Raw genomic sequence first — 25562 nt, 5'->3', positions numbered from 1 at the left:
TCCGGTCCACACGGCTCAACGAGCGGAACACTTCGAGGTTACCCACCCGGGTGCCCCACCGCCGTGGCACACCCGGGTGAAGCGGCTCAGGCGATCGGGTGCAGCCAGCCGTGGGTGTCCGCCACGGTGCCGCCCTGGATGCCGAGCAGGGTCTGGCGCAGCCGCATGGTGACCGGGCCGGGCTCGCCCTTGCCCACCGTCCAGTCGGCGCGGGCGGACTTGACCGAGCCGACCGGGGTGATCACGGCGGCGGTGCCGCAGGCGAAGACCTCGGTGAGGGTGCCGTCGGCGTTGGCCTGCTTCCACTCGTCGGTGGAGATCTTGCGCTCCTCGGTGGCGTAGCCGAGGTCGGCGGCCATGCTGAGCAGCGAGTCGCGGGTGATGCCGGGGAGCAGCGCGCCGGACAGGGCCGGGGTGACGATCCGGGCGTTCTCGCCCTCGCCGAAGACGAAGTACAGGTTCATGCCCCCCATCTCCTCGATCCACTTGTGCTCGGCGGCGTCCAGCCAGACCACCTGGTCGCAGCCCTGGGCGGCGGCCTCGGCCTGGGCGACCAGCGAGGCGGCGTAGTTGCCCGCGCACTTGGCCGCGCCGGTGCCGCCGGGAGCCGCGCGCACGTACTCCTCGGAGAGCCAGACCGAGACCGGCTTGACGCCACCGGGGAAGTAGGCGCCGGCCGGGGAGGCGATCACGATGAAGAGGTACTCGTTGGCCGGCCGCACGCCCAGCCCGACCTCGGTGGCGAACATGAAGGGCCGCAGGTACAGGCTCTGCTCGGGCTCGGTGGGGACCCAGTCGCGGTCCTGCTGGACCAGCAGCTCGACGGCCTTGACGAAGGCCTCGGCGGGCAGCTCCGGCATCGCCAGCCGGCGGGCCGAGGCCTGGAAGCGGGCGGCGTTGGCCTCGGGCCGGAAGGTGGCGATCGAGCCGTCGGGCTGGCGGTAGGCCTTGAGACCCTCGAAGATCGCCTGCCCGTAGTGCAGGGTCATGTTCGCCGGGTCCATCTCCAGCGGCGCGTACGGGGTGAGCTGGGCGTCGTGCCAGCCGCGGCCCTCGGTCCAGCGGATGGTGACCATGTGGTCGGTGAAGATCCGGCCGAAGCCGGGGTTCGCCAGCCGGGCCTGGCGCTCCGTCGCGGACAGCGGATGCGCGGAGGGCTTGAGCTCGAACGTGATGGGCGCCTGGGTGGGCGTGGTCATGGCTTCTGTCCTTCACCGTGGGGTTGGTCAGGGCCGTTGACCGCCATCCGGCGGCGGGTCGGGGGACCCCCGGGTACGCCGAAGGCACGGCCCACTGTTGATACTCGCATCTAAGGGGCCGTGCCGAACAGCTGTGGGGGTTTCACACCCTGATAGGCGCCTCGCTCCGCCTCTCAGCCCGGCCCGTCAGCCGGATACTCGGGCGACGAGGGCGTCGCCGATCTCACCGGTGGTCCGGGTGCCGGTGCGCTCGGCCAGGTCGGCGGTGACCGCCGCCTCGACCTTGGCGGCCTCGGCGGTGAAGCCGAGGTGGTCCAGCAGCAGCGCGACCGACAGCACGGTGGCGGTCGGGTCGGCCTTGGCCTGGCCCGCGATGTCCGGAGCCGAGCCGTGCACCGGCTCGAACATCGAGGGGAACTCGCCGGACGGGTTGATGTTGCCGCTCGCGGCCAGGCCGATGCCCCCGGTGACGGCGGCGGCCAGGTCCGTCAGGATGTCGCCGAACAGGTTGTCGGTGACGATCACGTCGAACCGCTCGGGCTGGGTGACGAAGAAGATGGTCGCCGCGTCCACGTGCAGGTAGTCGGTGCTGACCTCGGGGAACTCCTGGCCGACCTGCTGGAAGATCCGGGTCCACAGGTGGCCGGCGTGCACCAGCACGTTGTTCTTGTGGACCAGCGTGAGCTTCTTGCGCGGGCGGGCGGCGGCCCGCCGGTAGGCGTCGCGGACCACGCGCTCGATGCCGAAGGCGGTGTTGAGGCTGACCTCGGTGGCCACCTCCTGCGGCGTCCCGGTGCGCAGCGAACCGCCGTTGCCGGTGTACGGGCCCTCGGTGCCCTCGCGGACCACGATGAAGTCGATGGCGGGGTCGCCGGCCAGCGGGGACTTCACGTTCGGGAAGAGCTTGCCCGGGCGCAGGTTGATGTGGTGGTCGAAGGCGAACCGCAGCTTCAGCAGCAGCCCGCGCTCCAGCACGCCGGACGGGACCGACGGGTCCCCGATGGCGCCGAGCAGGATCGCGTCGTGCGACTTCAGCTCGTCCAGCACGGTGTCGGGCAGGGTCTCCCCGGTCGCGTGGTAGCGGCGGGCGCCGAGGTCGTACTCGGTGGTCTCGAGCTTGACCTCGGCGGGGAGGGCGGCGCTGAGCACCTTGAGGCCCTCGGCCACCACTTCCTGGCCGATACCGTCACCGGGGATCACTGCGAGACGAAGGCTTCGAGACATGAGGGGAACGGTACTCCCGGTCTCGGGGGGTGACATCTGACGTCCAGAATGCGGACGGCTAGGAGAGCTTGACGTCCATCGGGAACGGGTGATCGATCGTCAGGCGGTCGTGGAAAATCCCGGTCGGGACATAGCTGTTGGTGGCCGGGTCGCGTTCGTAGGTGTAGACGACCGGGGTGCCCTCGTTGCTCTCGACGCGCCAGAAGTAGCGGATCCCGGCGGCGGCGTACTTGGCGGGCTTCGCCCGACGGTCGCGCTCCTCGGACTCCTCGGACACCACCTCGACAGCCAGCAGGGCGTCCTCCGGCAGGAAGAACGTCTGCTTGGGGCCGGTGTAGGCACTCTCGGCGAGCACGGCAAGATCGGGCTCGGGCCGGTTCCGCTTGTCCAGCCTCACCGTCATCTCGCGCCAGACTTCCCACCCCGGAGGCGCGGCGCTCTCCAATGCCCGCTCCAGCAACCGAAGCGTCCGCATGTGAAAGGCAGTCTGAGGGCTCACGAAAACCAGGTTCCCGTCGATCAGCTCCGTGTGCGGAGGCAGGTCCGGGAGCCGGTCCAGGTCATCGGCCGTCCAACCGCCAACGGGCGGCCGCAGCCAGTCCGGGAAGGGTGCGACGCTCATGATTACTCCCATGCGAGGGATTCTGGCGGTCCACTTCAGGCTACCCGGCGGGTACTGAGCCCGAATCACGCGAACGAGTCACCGGGCGGTCAGCCCGCCGGGAGGGTGAGCAACTGGGCCCGCTGCCCGTCCGGGTTGAGGTGGTGGACCAGCAGCAGGCGGGCCGGGCCCGGGGCGGCGCGGTGCACGTCGAGCAGGGTGCCCGGGGACTCCGGTTGGACGATCGCGCTCGGGCCGACGGGGCCGATCCGGATGTCCAGCGCGGGGTGCAGCGGATCGGTCTCCAGGGTGGGGCGGCCGGCGGCCAGGCCGATCGAGGAGAGGGCGTGCGCCGGGTCGGGCGCTGCGCCGGCCTGGCCGGTCCAGATGGCGTAGCGGATCCGGCCGCCGGCGGCCGGGAACCCGGGCAGCGCGGAAAGCCGGATCGGCAGCACGACGGTGTCACTGTCCAGCAGATCCGTGTCGGTCTCGCCGAAACGGGCGTTCAGCGGCTGGACGTCCAGTTGGCGTCCGGTGCGGGCGTCCAGCAGCCGGGCCACCAGGACGTCGCTGCCGGGCAGCCGGTCGGCCAGCACCAGCGCGTCCGGCACGCCGTCCCCGTCGGTGTCGAGCACGGCCCGCACGGCGGCGGCGCCCGCCGGGCTGGCCTGCGGGGCCCAGCTGGTGGCGGCGAGGTAGAGGGTGGCGTCGGCGGCACCGGTGGTCGGCGCGTCACTGGCCGCGCCGACCGCGCGCAGGTCGCCGGCGCGGTCCGGCGGCCGGGCGGCGCAGGGGGCACCGGCATGCTGGGTGTCGGTGTGCTGGGCGTCGGCGCCGTGGCCGTCCTGGTCAGGCGGGCAGTCGGGCCACCGCTCCCCCTCGCCGCCGAGCTCGAAGGCACTGATCAGGGAGGCCGTCCCGGCGCTGGTGCGGGCCGGGACGCCGGTGACGGCGAGCCTGGTCAGCGGTGCGCCCGGTGCGCCGATCGCCGTCGCGGTCAGCTCCGAGGCCGGGCGGGGTGCGGCGAAGAGCGGCACCCGCAGGGCCACCGGACGCTCTCCGGAGTCGGGGGTGAGCAGCAACTGCCCCGAGAGTTCGCCCCGGAAGCTGCGAGCCCGGCCGGCCTGGGTCAGCGCGAGGCTCGGATCGGGGGCCCGGTCCAGCGGGTCGGCCACCCGCAGGGTGACCTGGACCCGGGCGCTCTCCCCCGGCGCCACCGTCAGCTGATCGGGAGTCAACTCGAACCGCGCGCCTGATAGTTCGGTGGCCGCCTGGTACCCGGTCCGGTAGGAGAGCGGCGCGGCCGACAGGTTGTGCACCGTCACCTCCTTGGTCAGCGCCAGCGGGCCGGTGACCGGGACGGGGCCGAACGAGAGCCCGACCTGCCCGGCGTCCTCGGCGGCGTAGGCCACGGCGGGCGTGCGGACCGCGAGGTCGGCCCGCACCCGCCCGGCGCCGGCCCGCTCGGGACCCAGCACGACCCCGGCGGGGCCCGGGGCGGAGCGGACGTCGGTGGCGGTGTTCATCAGCGCGGCCTTGACCTCCGTCACGCTCCAGTCCGGATGCACGGCGCGGACCAGCGCGGCGATGCCGGCCACGTGCGGGGCGGCCATCGAGGTGCCGTCGTCCCGGGTGCCCTCGCTGCCGCTGCCGGCCTTGGCCGACCAGATGGTCTCGCCGGGCGCGGCCAGATCGGGCTTGACCACCCCGGCCTGGCCGAGGCCGCGCGAGCTGAACCGGGCCAGGGTGTCGATCCGCTCGGGCTGGTCCTGGGAGACCGTGCCGTGCAGCGCGTTGCCGGGGGCGGCCAGCTCGACGGTGACCTCCCCGACGGCCGAACCGGTTGCTGACCCGGCTGCTGACCCGGCTGCTGAACCGACAGCCGAACCGGCTGCCTGGGCCTGGCGCAGCCGGTCGCCGTCGGCCCGGGCCAGGATCGCCTCGGGGATCCGCTCGTCGCCGCCGATCTCGCCCAGGTGGTCGCCGTCGGCGGCGAGCAGCACGCCGACCGCACCCGCCTCGGCCGCGTGGTCGGCGCGCGGGGTGGAGCCGCAGGCCCGGTCGGCGTCGGCGACCGTCCAGTCGAGCAGCGCCACCTTGCCGCGCAGCCGGGCCGCGTCGGCGGGGTCGAAGGGGGCGCAGCCGTCCAGGTCGGCGGCCGGACGGGCCAGCGCCCCGCGCACCTCGGTGCTGCTCCAGCCCTGGTAGCGGGCGCTCCAGTGGCTGGGCAGCAGGCCGGCCAGCGCGGGCGGGGCGAGCACCCGCAGGCCGTCCGCGTCGCCGTGGCCGCCGACCGAGGCGGCCACCGCGATCGCGCGGGCGGCCACGCCGGGGCTGCCGCCGACCCCGTAGACGTCGCCGTCGTTGCCGGCCGAGGCGACCACCACGGTGCCGGCTTCGGCGAGCTTGTCGGCCAGCAGCGCGTCCGCGTCCTCGGGGTCGCCGAAGCCGCTGCCTAGCGAGAGGTTGACCACGTCCAGGTGGTCGGCGACATCGCCGTCCTGGTTCGGGTCGGCGGCCAGGTCGAGGGCGTGCGCGAGCTGGTCGGTGGAGCCCTGGCAGCCGAAGATCTTGATCGCGTAGAGGGTGGCGCCGGGCGCGGCGCCGGGGCCGACCCGGAAGCCCGCCGGGTCCAGCCCCGGGCGGTAGGGGCCGTGGTAGGTGTGCCCCTGGGCGTCGACGCCGTAGCCGGCCACGGTGCCGGCCACGTGGGTGCCGTGGCCGTTGCGGGCGCAGTCCAGCGGGTTGGGGTCGGGGTGCGGGACGGGCTGGCGGTCGGGGGCGGCCGGGTCGGGGTCGTAGTCGTCGCCGACCAGGTCCGTGCCGCCCGTCACCTTGGCGTTCGGGAAGAGCCCGGCGGGTGCGGGCTTGGCCGGGTCCACCGAGCGGTAGGCGGCCTCGGTGCCGGGGCCGCCGAAGTCGGCGTGGGTGTAGTCGATGCCGGTGTCGATGATGCCGACCCGCACCCCCGCACCGGTGCTGCCGGGCAGGCCGGCCCAGACCGCGGGGGCGCCGGTGAGCGGGACGGAGTGCGCGTTGGTGCGCTGCTTGAGGGTGATCGGGTGGGCCGCGCGCACCCCGGGCAGCCGGCGCAGCGCGGCGAGCCGGGCGGTGGGCGCGTTCACCGCCAGGCCGGTGAGCAGGGTGCGGGTGCGGTAGAGCACCAGCACGTCCGGACCGACCAGGTGGGCCAGCCGCGCCAGCGCCGCGTCGGCCCGCTGCCGGGCCGCCCGACCCGCCGCGGCGGCTGCCCGGCGGGCCTGCTCCGGGGTGCTCCGATCCCGGGCAGCGACCTCGGCGGCCCGCCGCCAGGCGGGAGCGGCGGACTCGGTGTCCAGTTCGAGCAGCACCGACTGCCGCTCGGTGGCGGCCGCGACCGGGTCGGCCGCGGGCACTACCGGCAGGCCGCCGGCCGGCGGCGTGGCGAGCACGGTGGGGCCGACCAGCAGGCCGAGGGTGAGCAGGACGCGGAGGAACGGACGGCGGGGCGATCGGGTACGCACTACCTCATGATCGCGCCTGCCGGGCGCCACCGGCCGGGATTCTGACGTTGCGTCAGGCTATCGGCCCAACCGCGACGGGCAATGTCAGCCGGTTCAGTGACCGGTGGCTCCGCCGTTGTCACGCCGGTCGAGTGCGCGCTGCAGCGCGGCGGCGGCGTCGGTGGAGGCGTGCGGCTCGCTGCGGCGCCGGCGGCGGCGCGCGGGGGCGGCAGCGGCGGACGAGGTGTGGTCACGGCTGAGCAGGTCTGCGACGGGGGGCATACCGGGCTCCTTGGTCCAGAGGACGCCGAAGGGCGTCAGGCGAGGGAGGAGGGGGGTACGCCTGGCGGGGATCGCCCGCCACGCTGCGTACGGCACGCACGGGCCGGGCGCCCGGGGCCGGATGGTGGGGCCCGGTGGCGACGGTGTTGGTGCGGCCATTTCAAGGTACGCCCAGGTCCGGCCACTGTCTCTATATTTAGTTGGATTTCCTAGTATCTGAGACGGGGCTCCCTGGAACCGCCCGGTGAGCCGGCCGGATACGCCGCTGCCCGGACCGAAGAACGGTCCGGGCAGCGGTGGTTGAGCGGGGCGTCAGCCGAGGTCGACCGAGCGGGCGAACTTGGCGCCGATCTCGGTGGCGATCTCGGCCAGCACCTCCTGCGGGATCTCGGAGTCGACCGTGATCGAGGCCAGCGCGTCCTGGGTCTCGCGGTCCCGGGCCACCTGCATGCCGGCGATGTTGATGTCGGCGTCGCCCAGGATCCGGCCCAGCGTGCCGACCACCCCGGGGCGGTCCTGGTACTTGAAGAAGGCCATGTGGTCGGTGAGCGCGACGTCCACGTCGAAGCCGTCCACGCCGACGATCTTCTGCTGCTGCTTCGGGCCGGACAGCGTGCCGGAGATGGCGATGTCGCTGCCGTCGGCCAGGGTGCCGCGCACGGTGATCACGTTGCGGTGCTCGGGGCTCTCGCTGCTGGTGGTCAGCCGCACCTCGACACCGCGTTCCTGGGCGAACAGCGGGGCGTTGACGTAGGACACGGTCTCGGCCACCACGTCCTCGAACACGCCCTTGAGCGCCGAGAGTTCGAGCACCTTGACGTCGTGCTGGGTGATCTCGCCGCGCACCTCGACATCGAGCCGCACCGCGACCTCGCCGGCCAGCGCGGTGAAGATCCGGCCGAGCTTCTCGGCCAGCGGCAGGCCGGGACGGACGTCCTCGGCGATCACGCCGCCCTGCACGTTGACCGCGTCCGGGACCAGCTCGCCGGCCAGCGCCAGGCGCACCGACCTGGCCACCGCGATACCGGCCTTCTCCTGCGCCTCGTCGGTGGAGGCGCCCAGGTGCGGGGTGGCCACCACGTTGTCGAAGGTGAAGAGCGGGGAGTCGGTGCACGGCTCCTTGGCGTAGACGTCCAGGCCGGCACCGGCCACCCGGCCCTCCTTGAGGGCGCTGGCGAGCGCGGCCTCGTCCACGATGCCGCCGCGGGCGGCGTTGACGATCCGCACGGTCGGCTTGACCTTGTGCAGCGCGTCGTCACCGATCAGGCCGAGCGTCTCGGGGGTCTTCGGCAGGTGCACGGTGATGAAGTCGGAGACCTCCAGCAGCTCGTCCAGGGAGAGCAGCTTGACGCCCATCTGGGCCGCGCGGGCCGCCTGGATGTAGGGGTCGTAGGCGACGATCTTCATGCCGAAGGCGGACATCCGCTGGGCGACCAGCACGCCGATCCGGCCCAGTCCCACCACGCCCAGCGTCTTCTCGGAGAGTTCGACGCCGGTGTACTTGTTGCGCTTCCACTCGCCCTGCTTCAGGGCCGAGTTGGCGGGCGCGATGTTGCGGGCCACCGAGATCAGCAGGCCGCAGGCGAGTTCGGCGGCGGTGACGATGTTGGAGGTCGGGGCGTTCACCACCATCACGCCGGCCTTGGTGGCGGCGGCGACGTCCACGTTGTCCAGGCCCACGCCGGCGCGCGCGACCACCTTGAGCTTCTTGGCCACGGCCAGCGCCTCGGCGTCGATCCGGGTGGCCGAGCGGATCAGGATGGCGTCCACATCCGCGATCGCGGTCAGCAGTGCGGTGCGGTCGGCACCGTCGCAGTGGCGGATCTCGAAGTCCGGGCCCAGGGCGTCGACGGTCGCGGGCGACAGCTCTTCGGCGATCAGTACCACGGCGGTCTTGGATGTCACAGTGCTCACGACAGTTTGGTCCTTACTGTCCGGTACTCCCCCGCTCCACGAACACGTGGGTGGCGTGGCCGGTCGAGAAATGCCGGCGGGGCGTGGGGGGATGGTGGCATGCCGCGTAGATAGACGCACGACGCTGTGGGCCTGACGCGCACTCGAAGTGTATCGACGTACAGGGGAGTTACCTGTGCCCGCGCGGCGAAATCACCCGCACGGGACCAGACGGCTTGTACAGCGGGGGGCGGGCCCAAGTCGGGCCCGCCCCCCGTGGCAACACCGGGTTGACCGCTCAGGCGTCCTTGACCCAGCTCATCAGCTTGCGCAGCTCCTTGCCGGTGGTCTCCAGCAGGTGCTCGGAGTCGGCGGTCTTGTACGCGTTGTACTTGGGCAGACCGGCCTTGTACTCGGCGATCCAGGTGTTGGCGAAGGTGCCGTCCTGGATCTCGGCCAGGACCTTCTTCATCTCGGCCTTGGTGGCGTCGGTGATGATCCGCGGGCCGGTGACGTAGTCGCCCCACTCGGCGGTCTCGGAGACCGACCAGCGCATCTTCTCCAGGCCGCCCTCGTACATCAGGTCGACGATCAGCTTCAGCTCGTGCAGGCACTCGAAGTAGGCGATCTCCGGCTGGTAGCCGGCCTCGACCAGGGTCTCGAAACCGGCCTTGACCAGCGCCGCGGTACCACCGCAGAGCACCGCCTGCTCACCGAACAGGTCGGTCTCGGTCTCCTCGGTGAAGGTGGTCTTGATGACGCCGGCCTTGGTGCCGCCGATGCCCTTGGCGTAGGACAGCGCCAGCGCGAAGCCGTTGCCGGTGGCGTCCTGCTCGACGGCCACGATGCACGGCACGCCGCGACCCTCGACGTACTGACGGCGCACCAGGTGACCCGGGCCCTTCGGGGCGACCATGCAGACGTCCACGTCGGCCGGGGGCTTGATGAAGCCGAACCGGATGTTCAGGCCGTGACCGAAGAAGAGCGCGTCGCCCGCCTTCAGGTTCGGCTCGATGGCCTCCTGGTAGACGTCGGCCTGGATCGGGTCCGGCACCAGGATCATGATGACGTCGGCCTCGGCGGCGGCCTCGGCGGGCGTGACCACGCGCAGGCCCTCCTCCTCGGCGGCGGCCCGGGACTTGGAGCCCTCCAGCAGACCGACCCGGACGTCCACCCCGGAGTCGCGCAGCGACAGCGCGTGGGCGTGGCCCTGGCTGCCGTAGCCGATGACCGCGACCTTGCGGCCCTGGATGATGGACAGGTCGGCGTCGTCTTCGTAGAACAGCTCGGCCACGGTGGAACTTCTCCTTGCGTTGATCGCGTCGGTGCTCCAGCTACCGTACGCGCAGGTGATGGGGGTTCAGGGGGTGCCGCTCAGAAGGTGAGACGGGCAGCGGCCGATCAGGCGCTGCGGTCCAGGGCGCGCAGCGAGCGGTCGGTGATCGACCGGGCACCGCGCCCGATGGCCACCAGGCCCGACTGGACGAGCTCCTTGATGCCGTACGGTTCCAGCATCTTCAGCATCGCCTCCAGCTTGTCCGAGCTGCCGGTGGCCTCGATGGTCACCGCCTCCGGCGAGACGTCCACGGTCTTGGCGCGGAAGAGCTGCACGATCTCGACGACCTGGGACCGGGTCTCGTTGTCGGCCCGGACCTTGACCAGGACCAGTTCCCGCTGGATCGCAGCGGACTGGTCGAGTTCGACGATCTTTATCACGTTGATCAGCTTGTTGAGCTGCTTGGTGACCTGCTCCAGCGGCAGGTCCTCGACGTTGACCACGATGGTCATCCGGGAGATGTCCGGGTGCTCGGTCGGGCCGACGGCGAGGGAGTCGATGTTGAAGCCCCGACGGGAGAACAGCGCGGCGATGCGGGCGAGCACGCCGGGCTTGTTCTCGACCAGGACGGAGAGGGTGTGCTTGGACATGGTGCTCATTCCGTGGTCGAAGGTCGAAGGGGCGGTCAGTCGAGGTCGTCGCCGAAGTCGGGGCGCACGCCCCGGGCGAAGAGGATCTCGTCGTTGCTGGTGCCGGCCGCGACCATCGGCCAGACCATGGCGTCCTGGTGGACGATGAAGTCGATCACCACCGGGCGGTCGTTGATCTCCATCGCCTGCTTGATCACCGCGTCCAGGTCCTCGGGGCGCTCGCAGCGCAGGCCCACGCAGCCCATCGCCTCGGAGAGCAGCACGAAGTCCGGGATCCGGGTGCCCTGGGCGGGCGGCTCCTTGCCGTCATGGTCGGGGCCGGCGTGCAGCACGGTGTTGGAGTAGCGCTGGTTGTAGAAGAGCGTCTGCCACTGGCGGACCATGCCCAGCGAACCGTTGTTGATCACCGCGACCTTGATCGGGATGTTGTTCAGCGCGCAGGTGACCAGCTCCTGGTTGGTCATCTGGAAGCAGCCGTCGCCGTCGATCGCCCAGACCACCGACTCCGGCCGGCCCGCCTTGGCGCCCATCGCGGCCGGGACGGCGTAGCCCATGGTGCCCGCGCCACCGGAGTTGAGCCAGCTGGCCGGCTTCTCGTAGTTGATGAACTGCGAGGCCCACATCTGGTGCTGGCCCACGCCGGCCGCGTAGACGGCGTCCGGACCGACCAGCTGACCGATCCGCTCGATCACCTGCTGCGGCGACAACTCCCCGGCCGGGGCCGGCTCGTAGCCCAGCGGGTAGGTCTTCTTCCACTCGTTGAGCTTGACCCACCAGTCGGCGTAGTCGCCCTTGCGGCCCGCCTCGTGCTCGGCCTGCACCGCGACGATCAGATCGGCCAGCACCTCGCGGGCGTCGCCCACGATCGGCACGTCGGCCGGGCGGTTCTTGCCGATCTCGGCCGGGTCGATGTCGGCGTGCACGACCTTGGCGAACGGCGCGAAGCTGTCCAGCCGGCCGGTCACCCGGTCGTCGAAGCGGGCGCCGAGGGTGAAGAGCAGGTCCGACTTCTGCAGCGCGGTGACCGCCGGGACGCTGCCGTGCATGCCGGGCATGCCCAGGTGCTGCGGGTGGCTGTCGGGGAAGGCGCCCAGCGCCATCAGGGTGGTGACCACCGGCGCGCCGGTCAGCTCGGCCAGGATCCGCAACTCGGCGGTGGCGTTCGCCTTGAGCACCCCGCCGCCCACGTAGAGGACCGGCTTGCGGGCGTTGACCAGCAGCCGGGCGGCCTCGCGGATCTGCTTGGCGTGCGGCTTGGTGACCGGGCGGTAGCCCGGCAGCGAGGTCTCCACCGGCCAGCGGAAGGTGGTGGTGGACTGCAGCGCGTCCTTGGCGATGTCGACCAGCACCGGGCCCGGACGTCCGGTGGAGGCGATGTGGAAGGCCTCGGCGATCACCTGCGGGATCTCGGCCGGGTCGGTCACCAGGAAGTTGTGCTTGGTGATCGGCATCGTGATGCCGCAGATGTCCGCCTCCTGGAAGGCGTCCGTCCCGATCGCCTTCGAGGAGACCTGACCGGTGATCGCGACGATCGGCACCGAGTCCATGTAGGCGTCGGCGATCGGGGTGACCAGGTTGGTCGCGCCCGGACCCGAAGTGGCCATGCAGACGCCCACCTTGCCGGTCGCCTGCGCGTAGCCGGTGGCCGCGTGGCCCGCGCCCTGCTCGTGGCGGACCAGGATGTGCCGGACCTTGACCGAGTCCATCAGCGGGTCGTACGCCGGCAGGATCGCGCCGCCCGGGATACCGAAGATGGTGTCCGCGCCCACGGCTTCGAGCGAGCGGACGAGCGACTGCGCGCCGGTCATCGTCTCGGCGGCCACGGAAGCGTCCGGGGACGGGGCGGCCGGGTGGTCCCCACGACGGGGGGATGCCGTGTGCTCAGTCATCTGCCTGTCTTCTTTCGCCGGAGGCTGTCCGCTTCGTTCCATTTTCTGGCGAAACGAACTGGCGTGACAACGGTGTTCGGGGGATGTTCAGATCGTGCGAGTGCAACAAAAAACCCCTCGTGCCCAGGGCATGCGAGGGGTGGCGCGTCGGCCAGTCTTGAGCGGGCACAGCAGCCCTGGCTCAGCCGACGCGCCCGCCAAGTACGAGAATTCGGGTGCGCATGGCACCGACCTTCCTCCTCGGCGCGGGCCGGTGTCAAGCAGGTGGGATCGCCGTCTCGCCATGCGGACCCACGATGGACTCCTGACCAGGACTGTTCAGCCCAGGAGTGTTCAACCCGGGAGCATTCAGCCCGGGAGCATTCAGCCCGGGGCCGTTCAGCCCAGAGCCGTTCAGCGCCCGGTGCTCCGGCGGCTCCTGGGCGCCGTGGTGGTGGGCGGCCCGGGACGGCGCCGCGTCACCGCAGCCACCCGCTCGGGGGTCGGGGGCGGACAGGTAGGCCCGCCGGGCCGAGATGGCACCGAGCGGGCGCGGCAGCGGATAGAGCCGGCGGATCAGCGCCCGGCGCAGCCGGAACTCGTCCAGCGGCTGGGCGAAGGCCAGGCCCTGCCCGTGCCGGCAGCCCAGCTCCTGGAGCACCGACACCTGGCGCTCCTGGTCCACCCCCTCGGCGGCGGTGGCCAGCCCCAGCTCCCGGCCCAGCCGCAGCGCGTGGCCGGCCAGCGCGCGGCTGCGCGGGTTCTCGACCAGCTCCTGCACCAGGGCGCGGTCCAGCTTGAGCGCGTCGAACGGCAGCCGCACCAGCGCGCCCAGCGAGCCGCCGCCGGCCCCGAACCCGGCCAGCGCCGTGCCGACCCCGAGCCGGCGCAGCGCGGCCAGCTTGCGACCCAGCTCGTCGACGGCGGCATCCGAGCCGGTCCTGGCCAGCTCGATCACCAGCCGCTCGGGCGGTAGCCCGCAGTCGCGCAGCGCGCCGGCGATGACCTCGTGCACGCCGGGCGCGCAGAGCCGCTCCGCGGTCAGCCGCACGGTGACCGGCAGCCCGCCCGCCGAGCCGTGCCCGGTGCTGCCGAGCGCCGCCCCGCGCAGCGCCGCCTCGGTGATCGCCTGCTGCAGCAGCCAGCGGGTGAACCGGCCCGCCGCGTCGCCGGCCTCGGCGCCGCGCAGGAACTCGGCCGGGGTGAGCAGCAGGCCCTGGGCCGAGCGCCAGCGGGCGATCGCCTCCACCCCCGACACCGCGCCGGTGCGCAGGTCGACCACGGGCTGGTGGAGCAGCGCGAAGCTGCCCTCGCGCACCGCCAGCCGCAGCCGGTCGTCCAGCTCCCGGCGGTGCTCCACCTCGGCGCGCATCGCGGGGCTGTAGAGCACCACCCGGCCCTTGCCCTCCGACTTGGCCCGGTACATCGCGAGGTCCGCGTCGCGCATCAGTTCGTCGGCCAGCGTGGCCACCTCCGCCACCGGCGGCCCGTACGGGTCGAGGTCGCGCGGGCCGAAGGCGATCCCGATGCTGGCCGCCACCGCCAGTTCGGTGCCGCCGATCCAGTACGGCTCGGAGAGCGCCAGGCGCAGCCGCTCGGCCAGCTCCTGGACCCGCAGCCGGCCCAGCGGCCCGCAGACCAGCACCGCGAACTCGTCGCCGCCGAACCGCGCCACGGTGTCGCCGGAGCGCACGGTGGACTGCAGCCGGCGGGCCGCCTGCACCAGCAGCTGGTCGCCGACCTGGTGCCCGACGGTGTCGTTGACCGCCTTGAAGCCGTCCAGGTCGAGGAAGAGCACGGCCACCGTGCCCGGCTCCCGGGTGCCCGGTTCCTGGTAGGGGTGTTCGCGCGGGGACTCCGCGCCGAGCGGCTGGGGGCCCCGCCCGCCCAGCGCGGCCCGCAGCCGCTCGGCGAACAGCGCCCGGTTGGGCAGGTCGGTGAGCGGGTCGTGGAAGGCGTTGTGCTGCAACTGGGCCTGCAGTCTGACCCGTTCGGTGACGTCTCGGCTGTTCAGGATCAGCCCGTCGCGGTAGCGGTTGACGGTGGACTCCACATGCAGCCACTCGCCGCCGCCGGCCTTGATCCGGCACTCCACCCGGGCGCTCGGCTCGGTGCTGCGGGCCGGTGCGGTGTGGGTGAGCTGCCGGGCGAAGCGCTGGCTGCGGGCCAGGAAGCGGCGGACCTCGCCGATCACCCGGTCGGTGTCCTCGGGGTGCACCAGGTCCAGCAGCCGGCCACCGACCAGCTCCTCGGGGTCGCGGCTGTAGACGCCGAGCGCGGCCGGCGAGACGTAGGAGAGCACGCCGTTGGCGCCGGTGATCATGATGACGTCGCTCGACCCCTGCACCAGCGAGCGGAAGTGCGCCTCCTTCTGGGCCAGTTCCTGGGCCAGCGAGAGGTTGTCCAGCAGCATGATGCCCTGACGGACGATCAGCGCCAGGCCCACCGTGCAGGCGACCACGATCACCACCCGGTCCATCGGATGTCCCCCGAGAGCGTTGTAGAGAATGCCGGCGGTGCAGACCGCGGCGGCGGCGTACGGGGTCAGGGCGCTGAAGGTGGAGGCCACCCGGCGCCGGGGCGTGCCACCGGCCGAGGGATGCTCGCGACTGGGCCGGCCGCGCCGCCAGCGGCTCGACCACGGGGCCGAGGCGAGCAGCAGGCTGCCGGCGAACCAGCCCGCGTCCAGCAGCGAGCCCGAGTGGTAGCCGGCCTGCACCGAGGGCGAGGTGAACAGGCCGTCGCAGACCACCGTGACGGCCAGGCCCAGCATCGCGGTGTGCACGGCGGCCCGGTTGCTGTCCCGACCGCGGAACCGCAGCCCCACCACCAGCGAGACCATCAGGATGTCCAGTACCGGGTAGGCCAGTTCGTGGATCACCCGCAACGGGTCGCCGACCTCGCCCTCGGCCGCGCGGCCCAGCGCCAGGCTCCAACTGAGCGTGAAGAGCGAGCCGGCCACCATCCAGCTGTCCAGCAGCAGGCAGAGCCAGCCGGCCGCGCCGCGCGGTCGCTGGGCCAGCACCAGCAGGCCGGTGAGGGTCAGCGGGGCGAACGGCAGGAAGGCGTAGTCGGCGAACGAGTCCGCGGGAAGGCCGGTGCGCAGCACCACCTCGTACCAGCCCCAGGTGCCGTTGCCGACCGCCACGCAGACCGAGGAGAGGCCGAAGAGCAGCCAGGCCGGGCGGGCCGACCCCGGCACCGTGCAGCCGTGCACCAGGCAGGAGAGCGCCGCCGCCAGGGCCGCGCCGGCCAGCCCGAAGTCGCCCATGAAGAGGGCGAGCGAGGCCGAGCCGCCCCAGCCGGTGGCGGCGCCCAGCGCGTATCCGGCGCAGAGCAGCGCGATCAGCGCCCCGGGCAGCCGCCCGGCCGGTGGCAGCGGGCGCGGCGGCGGCGTGTCCGGCGCCTCGCGGGGACGGGCCGGCGGCGCGGGGCTCGGGGGCACGACCTCGCTCTGCGGCACGACATCGGTGCGGCTCACCGGGCACCTCCCCCTGCGCAGACACCACGGACACCGCGGACGACGCAGCCCGGCGGGTACCCTGCACCACTTCGGTCACTCAATGACACACGCACTCAACTTAGAGTAATGGTCCGAGAGTAGGGATATGCACCCGCTTCCACCAGATCGGCCCGGTTGGCCGTAGCGCACACCCTGGGGCACGCGCGCCGGGGCGCGTGCGTCCGTGCGCCGGACTACGCGCCGCCTCCGCTCGGCACCAGCCCGCCCTGCGGGAAGAGCCGCAGCCGGTGGGCCAGGGCCGCCGCCTCGCCGCGCCCGGAGACCTCCAACTTGGCCAGGATGTTGGAGACGTGCACGCTGGCGGTCTTCGGCGAGATGAAGAGCTCCTCGGCGATCTGCCGGTTCGTCCGCCCCTCGGCCAGCAGCCGCAGCACATCGGTCTCCCGGGGCGTCAGCTGGAAGGCCGCCGGACCCTGCGGCGGCAGCTGCGGCTGCGCCGCCGACCCGGTGGGCCGCAACTGCCGGGCCACCCCGGCCCGCTCGGCCAGCCTGGCGATCTGCGCACCGAGCTCCCGGTCGCCGCGCCGCTCGGCCAGCTCGGCCGCCTCGCGCAGCAGTTCGCCGGCCTGCTCGCGCTCGCCCGCGGCCGCCGCCGCGCCGGCCGCGCCGAACAGCGCCAGGACCAGCGGGTAGGGCAGCCCGGTGGCCCGCAGCGGTTCGACGGCGGCGGCCCAGTGCGCCGGGGTGTCGCAGTCGGCGGCCCGGGCCAACTCGGCCTCGGCCAGCCGCAGCCAGCCCCAGTGCAGCGGTGCCAGCGGGCGCAGCGCGGCCAGCTCCTCGGCGATCCGGCGCAGCAGCGCGGGCCGGTCCGCTTCGGCGGCCGGCAGGCCGCGGGCGTCGGCCTCCACCGCGGCGGCCCGGGCCAGCAGCGGCAGCAGCAGGCACGCCCGGCCCGGCCGCGGCCCGTCCAGCGCAGCCAGCAGCACGGCCCTGGCCCGCAGCGGGTGCCCGGTCCGGCCGGCCAGGTCGACCGCCAGCCGGGCTCCCGGCAGCGCGTGCTGCGGCTGGTGCCCGTCCCCCACCCTGGCCAGCGCCAGGCACTCCTCGACCGCCGCGAGATCGCCGCGCAGCAGCGCGAGTTCGCCGCGCAGCCGGTACAGGAACGGGTCGTAGACCTCCGGGCGGCCGTCGCCGTCCCAGCCGGCCAGCACCTGGGCCGCCTCGGCCGGGCGGCCGACCAGCAGCAGGCACTCGACCAGGTTGCCGGCCAGGATCGCCCCGGCGTTGCGCAGCAGGCCGAGGTCGCCGGCCACCGCGAGGCCCTCGCGGGCCGCTGCCAGGGCCTCCTCGGCCCGGCCCAGCTGGGCGAGCAGGCTGGCGAGGTTGTTCAGGCCGCGGGTGATCAGGTCGGGGATCCCGAACCGGCGGGCTCCCTCGATCGCCTCGCGCAGCATCGCGATACCCCCCTCGGGGTCGCCCAGTTCGGCGTAGAGCGAGCCCACGGTCATCCGGCCGAACAGCTCGACGCTGGTCGAGCCGACCTGGCGGGCGATCGCCACCGCCTGCTCGGCGACCACCAGATCGGCCTCGGTGGGGTACTGGAGCAGCGCCTGGCCGGCCACCAGCGCGTACACGTCGGCCTTGACCGCGGACGGCCCGGTCGCCTCCACCAGGCGCAGCGCGTGGGCCAACTCCGGGTCGCCGCCCGGCCGGTTGAGGTGGCCGAACATCCGGGCCCGGTTCATCCGGAACCAGGCGGCGCGCAGCGGGTTCTCGCTCTCGTCCACCAGCTTGAGCGCCCGCTTGGCCAGGCTCAGGCCGCGCTCCCGGTCACCGGCCTGGCGGGCCGCGACCACCGCCTCGGCCAGCACGTCCACCAGCCGCAGCCGCTCGCACCCGGGGTCGCCCTCCTCGGGGTCGCAGGCGCACGGCGGGTAGGTCTCGGCCCAGTCGTGCGGGCGCAGGGTGGCCCGCAGGGTCTCCTCGGTGACCTCGTCCCACAGCTCGATGGCCCGCTCCAGCAGGCTGAGCTGCTCGGCGAAGGCGTTGCGGCGCCGGGCGGCCCGGGCGGCGTCCAGCGCGCACGGCAGCGCGCGGGCCGGATCGTGCGCGCGGTACCAGTAGTTGGCCAGCCGGGCCGGGCGCTGGTCGCCGCCGACCAGCGCCGGATCGGCCTCCAGGGCCTCGGCGAAGCGGCGGTTGATCCGGGTCCGCTCGCCCGGCAGCAGATCGTCCGAAACCGCCTCGCGGACCAGCGCGTGCCGGAACCGGTAGCCCTCGCCGTCCTTGTCGGGCTGCAGGATGTTGGCGCCGACCGCGCTGCGCAGCGCGTCGAGCAGTTCGTCCTCGGGGTCGTCCAGCACGGCTTCGAGCAGTTGGTGCTCGATCCGCGAGCCGCCCTCGGCGGCGATCCGCACCACCCGTTGGGCCTCCTCGGGCAGCGCCTCGACCCGCACCAGCAGGATGTCGCGCAGCGAGTCGCTCAACCCCACCGAGCAGCCCTCCTGGTGGGAGCAGGCCAGCTCCTCCACGAAGAACGGGTTGCCCTCGGAGCGGCGGTGGATCCGGGCCACCAGCTGGCGGTCCGGCACCTCGATGCCCAGGATGCCGGCCAGCTGGGCGGCCACCTCCTGGCGGCCGAACCGGTTCAGCTCCAGCCGGTGCACGGTGCGTTGGCGCTCCAGCTCGGCGAGGAAGGGGCGCAGCGGGTGGCGGCGGTGCAGGTCGTCGGTGCGGTAGGTAGCCAGGATCAGCACCCGGGACCGGTGCAGGGTGCTGATCAGGTAGCCGAGCAGTTCCCGGGTGGAGCGGTCGGACCAGTGCAGGTCCTCGATCGCCAGCACCAGGGGGCGCTCGGCGCTGAGGCGTTCGAAGAGCCGGCCGATGTGCTCGAACAGCCGGGCCCGGCCGTACTCGTCGTTGGGCTCGGTGTCGGCCTCGCCGAACTCGGGCAGCAGCCGGGAGAGCTGACCCTGCATGCCCTCCGCGGCCTGCTCCAGCTCCGGGCCCAGCCGCCGGTGCAGCCGGCGCAGCGCGGTGACCAGCGGGGCGTACGGCAGGCCCTCGGCCCCGATCTCCAGGCAGTTGCCGAGCATGGTGACGGCGGCCGACCGCTCGTCCCGCTCCGCCCGGCAGAGGAACTCCTCCAGCAGCCGGGTCTTGCCCACCCCCGCCTCGCCGCCCACCAGCAGCGCCTGCGGCTGCCCGGCGGCGGCACGGCGCAGCGCCGCGGTCAGTGAGGCGATCTCACTGCCGCGGCCGACGAACACAGGACTGACCGAGATCTGCTCCACGGCGCTGAGCATGCCACAGAGCGGGGACACCGGCCGAACGGATATCCGGGCGCCCGGACCGCCCTCGACTGACATTCCGTCAGCTGTCGGCCCGGCGATGGAGGTGAAGCGGGGGAGGGTGCCGTCGGCATCCCTCCCCCGCTCGTGCGCGATCCGCGACTCCGGTGCTCCCCTCGTGGCGCCGGAACCGGGCACCCCGCTCAGCACTCGCCGAGGCGGCCCTGACCCGCCCGGCGCCCCAGGCCCGGCCGGCGCGCGGAGGTGGTCGGACGGCGCTCGGCCCGAGCGGCCCGGTTGACCCGGCGGGCCTCGGCCACCAGCCGCTCGTTGGCCGCCAGCTCCCGCAGCTCGGCGCCGCGCTGCTGGTAGATCTGGTACTGGAGCTCGGTCATCGTTCTTCCCTCATCCCTCGTGGTTCGCGCGTCGTTCGCGCTACCTAGAGATTCCTCTCCAAGGGGAGTGCGGGGCATCGGCAGCTTGCCCGATCTTGCGGGGCACCGCCTCCTTAGACCGGCCCCGGGAATGCCGGGAGCGCCGGTGACCGCCCCTAAGGAGGGGGGTCACCGGCGCTCTCGGGTCCTTAGTGCTGCCCGGAAGCCTCAGGCGGCGCCGAGCTTCTCCAGGATCAGGTCCTTGACCTTCGCCGCGTCCGCCTGGCCGCGGGTGGCCTTCATCACCGCGCCGACCAGCGCGCCGACCGCCTGCACCTTGCCGCCGCGGATCTTCTCCGCGACGTCCGGGTTGTCGGCGATCACCTGGTCGACGGCGCTGCCGAGCGCCGAGTCGTCCGAGACCACGGCCAGGCCGCGGGCGGCGACCACCGCGTCGGGATCGCCCTCGCCGGCCAGCACGCCCTCGATCACCTGGCGGGCCAGCTTGTCGTTGAGCTTGCCCTCGGCCACCAGCGCGCACACCCGGGCCACCTGGGCCGGGGTGATCGGCTGCTCGGCCAGCTCGATGCCGGTCTCGTTGGACCGCCGGGCCAGCTCGCCCAGCCACCACTTGCGGGCCTGGTCGGCCGGGGCACCGGCCGCGATGGTCTGCTCGATCAGCTCCACCGCACCGGCGTTGAGCACCGACTGCATGTCCAGGTCGGACAGGCCCCACTCGGCCTGCAGCCGGGCCCGGCGCACCCGGGGCAGCTCGGGCAGCTCGGCCCGCAGCTGCTCGACCCACTCGCGGGCCGGGGCGATCGGGACCAGGTCGGGCTCCGGGAAGTAGCGGTAGTCCTCGGCGTTGTCCTTGATCCGGCCGGCGGTGGTGCTGCCGTCCTCCTCGTGGAAGTGCCGGGTCTCCTGCACGATCGTGCCGCCGTCGGTGAGCACGGTGGCGTGCCGCTGGATCTCGAACCGGGCGGCCCGCTCCACACTGCGCAGCGAGTTGACGTTCTTGGTCTCCGAGCGGGTGCCGAAGGTCTCGGTGCCGTTCGGGCGCAGCGACAGGTTGACGTCGCAGCGCATCTGACCCTTGTCCATCCGGGCCTCGGAGACGCCCAGCGCCTTGATCAGCTCACGCAGCTCGGCGACGTACGCCTTGGCCACCTCGGGCGCGCGCTCGCCGGCGCCCTCGATCGGCTTGGTGACGATCTCGATCAGCGGGATGCCGGCCCGGTTGTAGTCCAGCAGCGAGTGGGTGGCGCCGTGGATCCGGCCGGTCGCGCCGCCGACGTGGCTGGACTTGCCGGTGTCCTCCTCCATGTGGGCGCGCTCGATCTCGACCCGGAAGGTCTCGCCGTCCTCGAGCCGCACGTCCAGGTAGCCGTTGAAGGCGATCGGCTCGTCGTACTGCGAGGTCTGGAAGTTCTTCGGCATGTCCGGGTAGAAGTAGTTCTTCCGCGCGAACCGGCACCACTCGGCGATCTCGCAGTTCAGCGCCAGGCCGATCCGGATGGCCGACTCGACGCCGACCGCGTTGACCACGGGCAGCGAGCCGGGCAGGCCCAGGCAGGTCGGGCAGGTCTGCGAGTTGGGCTCGGCGCCCAGCTCGGTCGAGCAGCCGCAGAACATCTTCGTCTTGGTGCCCAGCTCGACGTGGACCTCCAGGCCCATGACGGGGTCGTAGGAGGCGAGTGCGTCGTCGTAGGAGACCAGGTTCATGACGCTCACAGCGTCCCCTTCACTAAAAGACTTGGGAGGTACCGGTCCGGCCCCGCGAACGGGGCCGGACCCGACGGGGCGTCAGCCCGCGAGGACGTCGTCGCTGCCCAGCTGGCGCAGCTCGCGGACCAGCAGCAGGGTGCCGGTGAGCAGCGCGGCGGCGCCGACGACGGCGTTGGCCAGCAGCAGCGTGTCGTTCTCGCTGCGGGCCTTCTTGTATTCCTTGACGATGCTCAGCGCACCGAAGGTGCTGGTGCCGATGGACAGCCACAGGCCGGGCTTGGTGTGCTTGAAGCCTTTGGCCTTCTCGATCTTGCTCACAGTGCCGGTGCCTCCTCCAGCAGGGGGTGACCCCACTTGTCGTTGAGTGCGGCCTCCACGGCGCCGCCCACGCGGTACAGGCGGTCGTCCGCCATCGCGGGTGCGATGATCTGCAGGCCGACCGGGAGATTGTCCTCCGGCGCCAGGCCGCAGGGCAGCGACATGGCCGCGTTGCCCGCGAGGTTCGAGGGGATGGTGCACAGGTCGGCCAGGTACATCGCCATCGGGTCGTCGGCGCGCTCGCCGATCGGGAAGGCGGTGGTGGGGGTGGTCGGCGAGATCAGCACGTCGACACCGGCGAAGGCGGCGTCGAAATCGCGCGAGATCAGGGTGCGGACCTTCTGGGCCGAGCCGTAGTAGGCGTCGTAGTAGCCCGAGGAGAGGGCGTAGGTGCCCAGGATGATCCGGCGCTTGACCTCGGGGCCGAAGCCGGCCTCCCGGGTGAGCGCGGTGACCTGCTCGGCCGAGGCGGAGCCGTCGTCGCCGACCCGCAGGCCGTAGCGCATCGCGTCGAACCGGGCCAGGTTGGAGGAGGCCTCACTGGGCGCGATCAGGTAGTAGGCGGGCAGCGCCAGGGTGAAGGACGGGCAGGAGACCTCGACCACCTCGGCGCCCAGCTCGCGCAGCAGCTCCACGCTCTCGTTGAAGCGCTGCATCACGCCGGCCTGGTAGCCCTCGCCGGCGAACTCCTTGACCACGCCGATCCGCATGCCGCGCACGTCGCGCAGCTTGGCGGCGGCGACCACGGCCGGCACCGGCGCGTCGATCGAGGTGGAGTCCAGCGGGTCGTGGCCGGCGATCGCCTCGTGCAGCAGCGCCGCGTCCAGCACGGTGCGGGCGCACGGGCCGCCCTGGTCGAGCGAGGAGGAGAAGGCGATCAGGCCGTAGCGGGAGACCGAACCGTAGGTCGGCTTGACGCCGACCGTGCCGGTCACGGCGCCGGGCTGGCGGATCGAGCCGCCGGTGTCGGTGCCGATCGCCAGCGGGGCCTCGTAGGCGGCCAGCGCGGCGGCCGAGCCACCGCCGGAGCCACCGGGGATCCGGGACAGGTCCCAGGGGTTGCCGGTGGTGCCGTAGGCGGAGTTCTCGGTGGAGGAGCCCATCGCGAACTCGTCCATGTTGGTCTTGCCCAGGATGACCACGCCCGCGTCCTTCAGACGCGCCGTCAGGGTGGCGTCGTAGGGCGGGACCCAGCCTTCGAGGATCTTGGAGCCGCAGGTGGTGGGGACGCCCTTGGTGGTGAAGACGTCCTTCAGCGCGAGCGGCACGCCGGCCAGCGGGCCGAGCTCCTCGCCCTTGGCGCGCTTGGCGTCCACCGCGCGGGCGGCGGCCAGCGCGCCCTCGGTGTCCACGTGCAGGAAGGCGTTGACCTTCTTGTCGACGGCGTCGATCCGGTCCAGGTGGGCCTGCGCCACCTCGACGGCGCTGACCGCGCCGGAGGCGATCGCGGCCGCCGTCTGCGCGGCGGTGTGCTTGATCAGGTCGGTCATCGCTGGTCAGTCCTCCCCGAGGATCTGCGGAACCCGGAAACGCTGCTCCTCGGCGGCCGGGGCGCCGGAGAGCGCCTGCTCGGGCGTGAGCGAGGGCCGGACCTCGTCCGCGCGCATGACGTTGGTCAGCGGCAGCGGGTGCGAGGTGGGCGGGACGTCCGCCCCGGCGACCTCGGAGACGCGGGCGACCGCGCCGATGATCACGTCCAGCTGCTCGGCGAAGTGGTCCAGCTCATCCGCCTGCAGCTCCAGACGCGACAGCCGGGCGAGGTGGGCGACCTCCTCGCGCGTGATGCCAGGCATGCAGCGATCCTCAAGGTGAGTTCTGAGTAAGGCCGGACACACGGTGTCCAGCCCGGACGGGACCAGCGGCACGGGGCGCGCTGATCAGCCGTCCTCTTGTCTTTACCGCCCATCCTAGGGGGCCGGACCCGCCCCCCGTGTTACTGCGGGGTCGTGGGGGCCTCGGTGGGCGGGCTGAGCGGCTGGCGGGGCAGGCCGGGGCAGGGCAGTTCGGCGTGCCCGGTCCAGCGCTCCAGCGGGGTCAGCCGCTCGGCGGAGGGCGGCCCGGTGCGGTGCACCCGCAGCCAGGCGGTGGCCTGGTCGGCGGGCAGCGCGGCGGAGACCAGCCAGCCCTGGACCGCGTCCACGCCCAGGCCGTGCAGGCGCTCCCAGGTCTCGTCGTCCTCCACGCCCTCGGCGACCACGGTCAGGCCGAGCGAGTGGGCGAGCTCCACCGAGCAGCGGACCACCGCCGCGTCGTGGTCGTCGGCCACCATCCGGGAGACGAAGGAGCGGTCGATCTTCAGCTCGCCGACCGGCAGGCTGCGAAGCCGCACCAGCGAGGAGTGGCCGGTGCCGAAGTCGTCCAGGGACATCCCGACCCCGTGCCGGCGCAGCTCGGCCAGGGTGTCGGCGGCGCGCCGCGAGTCGTCCAGCAGCAGCCGCTCGGTGATCTCCAACTGAAGCGCCTGGGCCGGTACCTGATGGCGGCTCAGGTGTTCGGCGACCCGCTGGGCGAAGCCGGGGTTGAGCACGTCGCGCGGCGACACGTTGACCGCCACCTGCACCTGCAGGCCCTGCGCCCGCCAGGCGGCGAGCTGGCCGATCGCGGCCTCCAGCACGTAGTCGGTGAGCCGGGGCATCAGGCCGCTGGACTCCGCGAGGCCGACGAACTCGTCCGGCGAGACCCGGCCGCGCCCCGGCCGCTCCCAGCGCAGCAGCGCCTCCAGGCCCACCACCCGGCCGTCGAACGCGACCTTCGGCTGGTAGTGCAGCTGCACCTCACCGGTCTCCAGGGCCCGGCGCAGGTCGCCGAGCAGGCCGATCCGGTAGGGCGTGTCGGCGTCCTGCGAGTGGTCGTACTGCTCGACGCCGGTGCGCCCGCGCTGCGCGTGGCCCATCGCGACGTCCGCGCGGCGCAGCAACGATTCTGCGTCGCCGGCGTGCTGCGGGTAGACGCAGACGCCCGCGGTGGCCTCCAGCACCAGCAGCAGGCCGTCGAGCCGGATCGGCGCGGCGAGCTCGGCGATCAGCGCTTTGGCCAGCCGCTCCAGGGTGTCGGCCCGCCCGACGCCGGGCAGCAGCACGGCGAACTCGTCGCCGCCCATCCGGGCCACCACCGCGCGGCGGCCGCGCTCGGCGGCGGGCGGCAGGTTGGCCAGTAGTTCCTCGGTCTCCCGGCGGCGGTCGGCGGCGCCCAGCGGGCCGAAGGGGGCCAGGCCGTCCGGGCCCCGGGTCGGGCAGCGGCCGGTGGGGCCCAGCGGCTCGAGGCGGCCCGGCACCGGCTCACCGAAGCCCGTCCCCGGCACCGCACCGTCCGGCGGATCGGTGGCGCGGGCCGGATCGGCGGCGGGCCTGGGCGAGCCGGTGGCGCCACGCAGCACCCGGTGCAGCCGGCGGCCGATGTGCACGAGTAAGCGGTCACCGGCGGCGTGCCCGAGCGTGTCGTTCAGCGACCGGAAGCGATCGAGATCCAGCAGGATCAGACCGACGCTGTACCCGTCCTCAGCCTCGTGTTCGAGGATCGCCTCCTGGGCGGCCAGCAGCAGGGCATGACGGTTCGGCAGACCCGTCAGCGGATCGGTGAGCTGGTCCCTGGCCCGATCCCGGGCGATCCGCCAGGCCGCCACCAGGACGGCCATCGGGACCACGAACAGCGGCAGCAGTTCGGGCTCGTACCGGCTGACCAGGACGGCCAGCGGGATGAGCGGCGCGGCACCGGCCAGCACCACACCGAGCAGCAGGACCGCACCCGCCACCCCCTGCGGCGGACGCGTCAGCGCACCGCCGGTCGTACCATCCATACGCCCTGTCCTCCGTCAGGCCCGCCCCCGCCAGGCCGCATCGCGGCTGGTACCGACCCGAAGAACGGTCGGTCCTGGCACCTCCCTGATCACGTGCCAGTCGGTCTCAGCCCGGAAG

Annotated in this window: 17 protein-coding genes; all 17 read right to left on the bottom strand. The window is 73.1% G+C overall.

The annotated features are described in order from the left end of the window. Positions 1–86: 86 nt before the first annotated feature. Positions 87–1199: a branched-chain amino acid aminotransferase gene (locus OG403_RS24405; protein ID WP_329567841.1), complete on the bottom strand. Its 1113-nt coding sequence runs from the start codon at positions 1197–1199 to the stop codon at positions 87–89. A gap of 186 nt (positions 1200–1385) precedes the next feature. Then, a complete protein-coding gene (locus tag OG403_RS24400; RefSeq protein ID WP_329567839.1) occupies positions 1386–2423 on the bottom strand; it encodes a 3-isopropylmalate dehydrogenase in 1038 nt (345 codons plus the stop codon). Between the two features lie 58 nt (positions 2424–2481). Next, positions 2482–3045: a Uma2 family endonuclease gene (locus tag OG403_RS24395; protein WP_329567837.1), complete on the bottom strand. Its 564-nt coding sequence runs from the start codon at positions 3043–3045 to the stop codon at positions 2482–2484. Between the two features lie 89 nt (positions 3046–3134). Next, positions 3135–6527, bottom strand: a complete 3393-nt coding sequence (locus OG403_RS24390) for a S8 family serine peptidase (protein ID WP_329567835.1) — start codon at positions 6525–6527, stop codon at positions 3135–3137. Between the two features lie 93 nt (positions 6528–6620). After that, positions 6621–6788, bottom strand: a complete 168-nt coding sequence (locus tag OG403_RS24385) for a hypothetical protein (RefSeq protein WP_329567833.1) — start codon at positions 6786–6788, stop codon at positions 6621–6623. Positions 6789–7100: 312 nt separating this feature from the next. After that, complete coding sequence (gene serA, locus OG403_RS24380; RefSeq protein ID WP_329572516.1) at positions 7101–8693, bottom strand: phosphoglycerate dehydrogenase; 1593 nt, start codon at positions 8691–8693, stop codon at positions 7101–7103. 286 nt (positions 8694–8979) lie between these two features. Beyond that, the gene (gene ilvC / locus OG403_RS24375; protein WP_329567830.1) at positions 8980–9975 is read right to left on the bottom strand and encodes a ketol-acid reductoisomerase; all 996 of its coding nucleotides are present in this window, start codon (positions 9973–9975) and stop codon (positions 8980–8982) included. A gap of 107 nt (positions 9976–10082) precedes the next feature. After that, positions 10083–10616 (bottom strand): acetolactate synthase small subunit, encoded by a 534-nt coding sequence (ilvN, locus tag OG403_RS24370; RefSeq protein WP_329567828.1) that lies wholly within the window; start codon positions 10614–10616, stop codon positions 10083–10085. A gap of 26 nt (positions 10617–10642) precedes the next feature. Next, positions 10643–12496, bottom strand: a complete 1854-nt coding sequence (locus tag OG403_RS24365) for an acetolactate synthase large subunit (RefSeq protein WP_329567826.1) — start codon at positions 12494–12496, stop codon at positions 10643–10645. A 256-nt stretch (positions 12497–12752) separates the two neighbouring features. Then, the gene (locus OG403_RS24360; protein ID WP_329567824.1) at positions 12753–15956 is read right to left on the bottom strand and encodes an EAL domain-containing protein; all 3204 of its coding nucleotides are present in this window, start codon (positions 15954–15956) and stop codon (positions 12753–12755) included. Positions 15957–16171: 215 nt separating this feature from the next. Continuing rightward, positions 16172–19243 (bottom strand): helix-turn-helix transcriptional regulator, encoded by a 3072-nt coding sequence (locus OG403_RS24355; RefSeq protein WP_329567822.1) that lies wholly within the window; start codon positions 19241–19243, stop codon positions 16172–16174. Positions 19244–19431: 188 nt separating this feature from the next. After that, positions 19432–19623, bottom strand: coding sequence for a hypothetical protein (locus OG403_RS24350; protein WP_329567820.1), 192 nt, complete (start codon positions 19621–19623; stop codon positions 19432–19434). 207 nt (positions 19624–19830) lie between these two features. Further along, a complete protein-coding gene (gatB, locus tag OG403_RS24345; RefSeq protein WP_329567819.1) occupies positions 19831–21336 on the bottom strand; it encodes an Asp-tRNA(Asn)/Glu-tRNA(Gln) amidotransferase subunit GatB in 1506 nt (501 codons plus the stop codon). Positions 21337–21408: 72 nt separating this feature from the next. Then, positions 21409–21648, bottom strand: coding sequence for a hypothetical protein (locus tag OG403_RS24340; protein WP_329567817.1), 240 nt, complete (start codon positions 21646–21648; stop codon positions 21409–21411). Beyond that, the gene (gene gatA / locus OG403_RS24335; protein WP_329567814.1) at positions 21645–23138 is read right to left on the bottom strand and encodes an Asp-tRNA(Asn)/Glu-tRNA(Gln) amidotransferase subunit GatA; all 1494 of its coding nucleotides are present in this window, start codon (positions 23136–23138) and stop codon (positions 21645–21647) included. The genes OG403_RS24340 and gatA overlap by 4 nt, the downstream gene beginning before the upstream one ends. Before the next feature lie 6 nt (positions 23139–23144). After that, positions 23145–23441 carry an Asp-tRNA(Asn)/Glu-tRNA(Gln) amidotransferase subunit GatC gene (gene gatC / locus OG403_RS24330; protein ID WP_329567812.1) on the bottom strand — a complete coding sequence of 99 codons (297 nt, stop codon included), beginning with the start codon at positions 23439–23441 and terminating at the stop codon, positions 23145–23147. Between the two features lie 140 nt (positions 23442–23581). Continuing rightward, positions 23582–25444 carry a putative bifunctional diguanylate cyclase/phosphodiesterase gene (locus OG403_RS24325; protein ID WP_329567810.1) on the bottom strand — a complete coding sequence of 621 codons (1863 nt, stop codon included), beginning with the start codon at positions 25442–25444 and terminating at the stop codon, positions 23582–23584. Between the last annotated feature and the right edge of the window lie 118 nt (positions 25445–25562).

The sequence above is a fragment of the Kitasatospora sp. NBC_01266 genome, from assembly GCF_036242395.1.
Lineage (GTDB): Bacteria > Actinomycetota > Actinomycetes > Streptomycetales > Streptomycetaceae > Kitasatospora.
The sequence above is the reverse complement of the archived record's forward strand: the minus strand, read 5'-3'. Positions and strand labels throughout refer to the sequence as shown.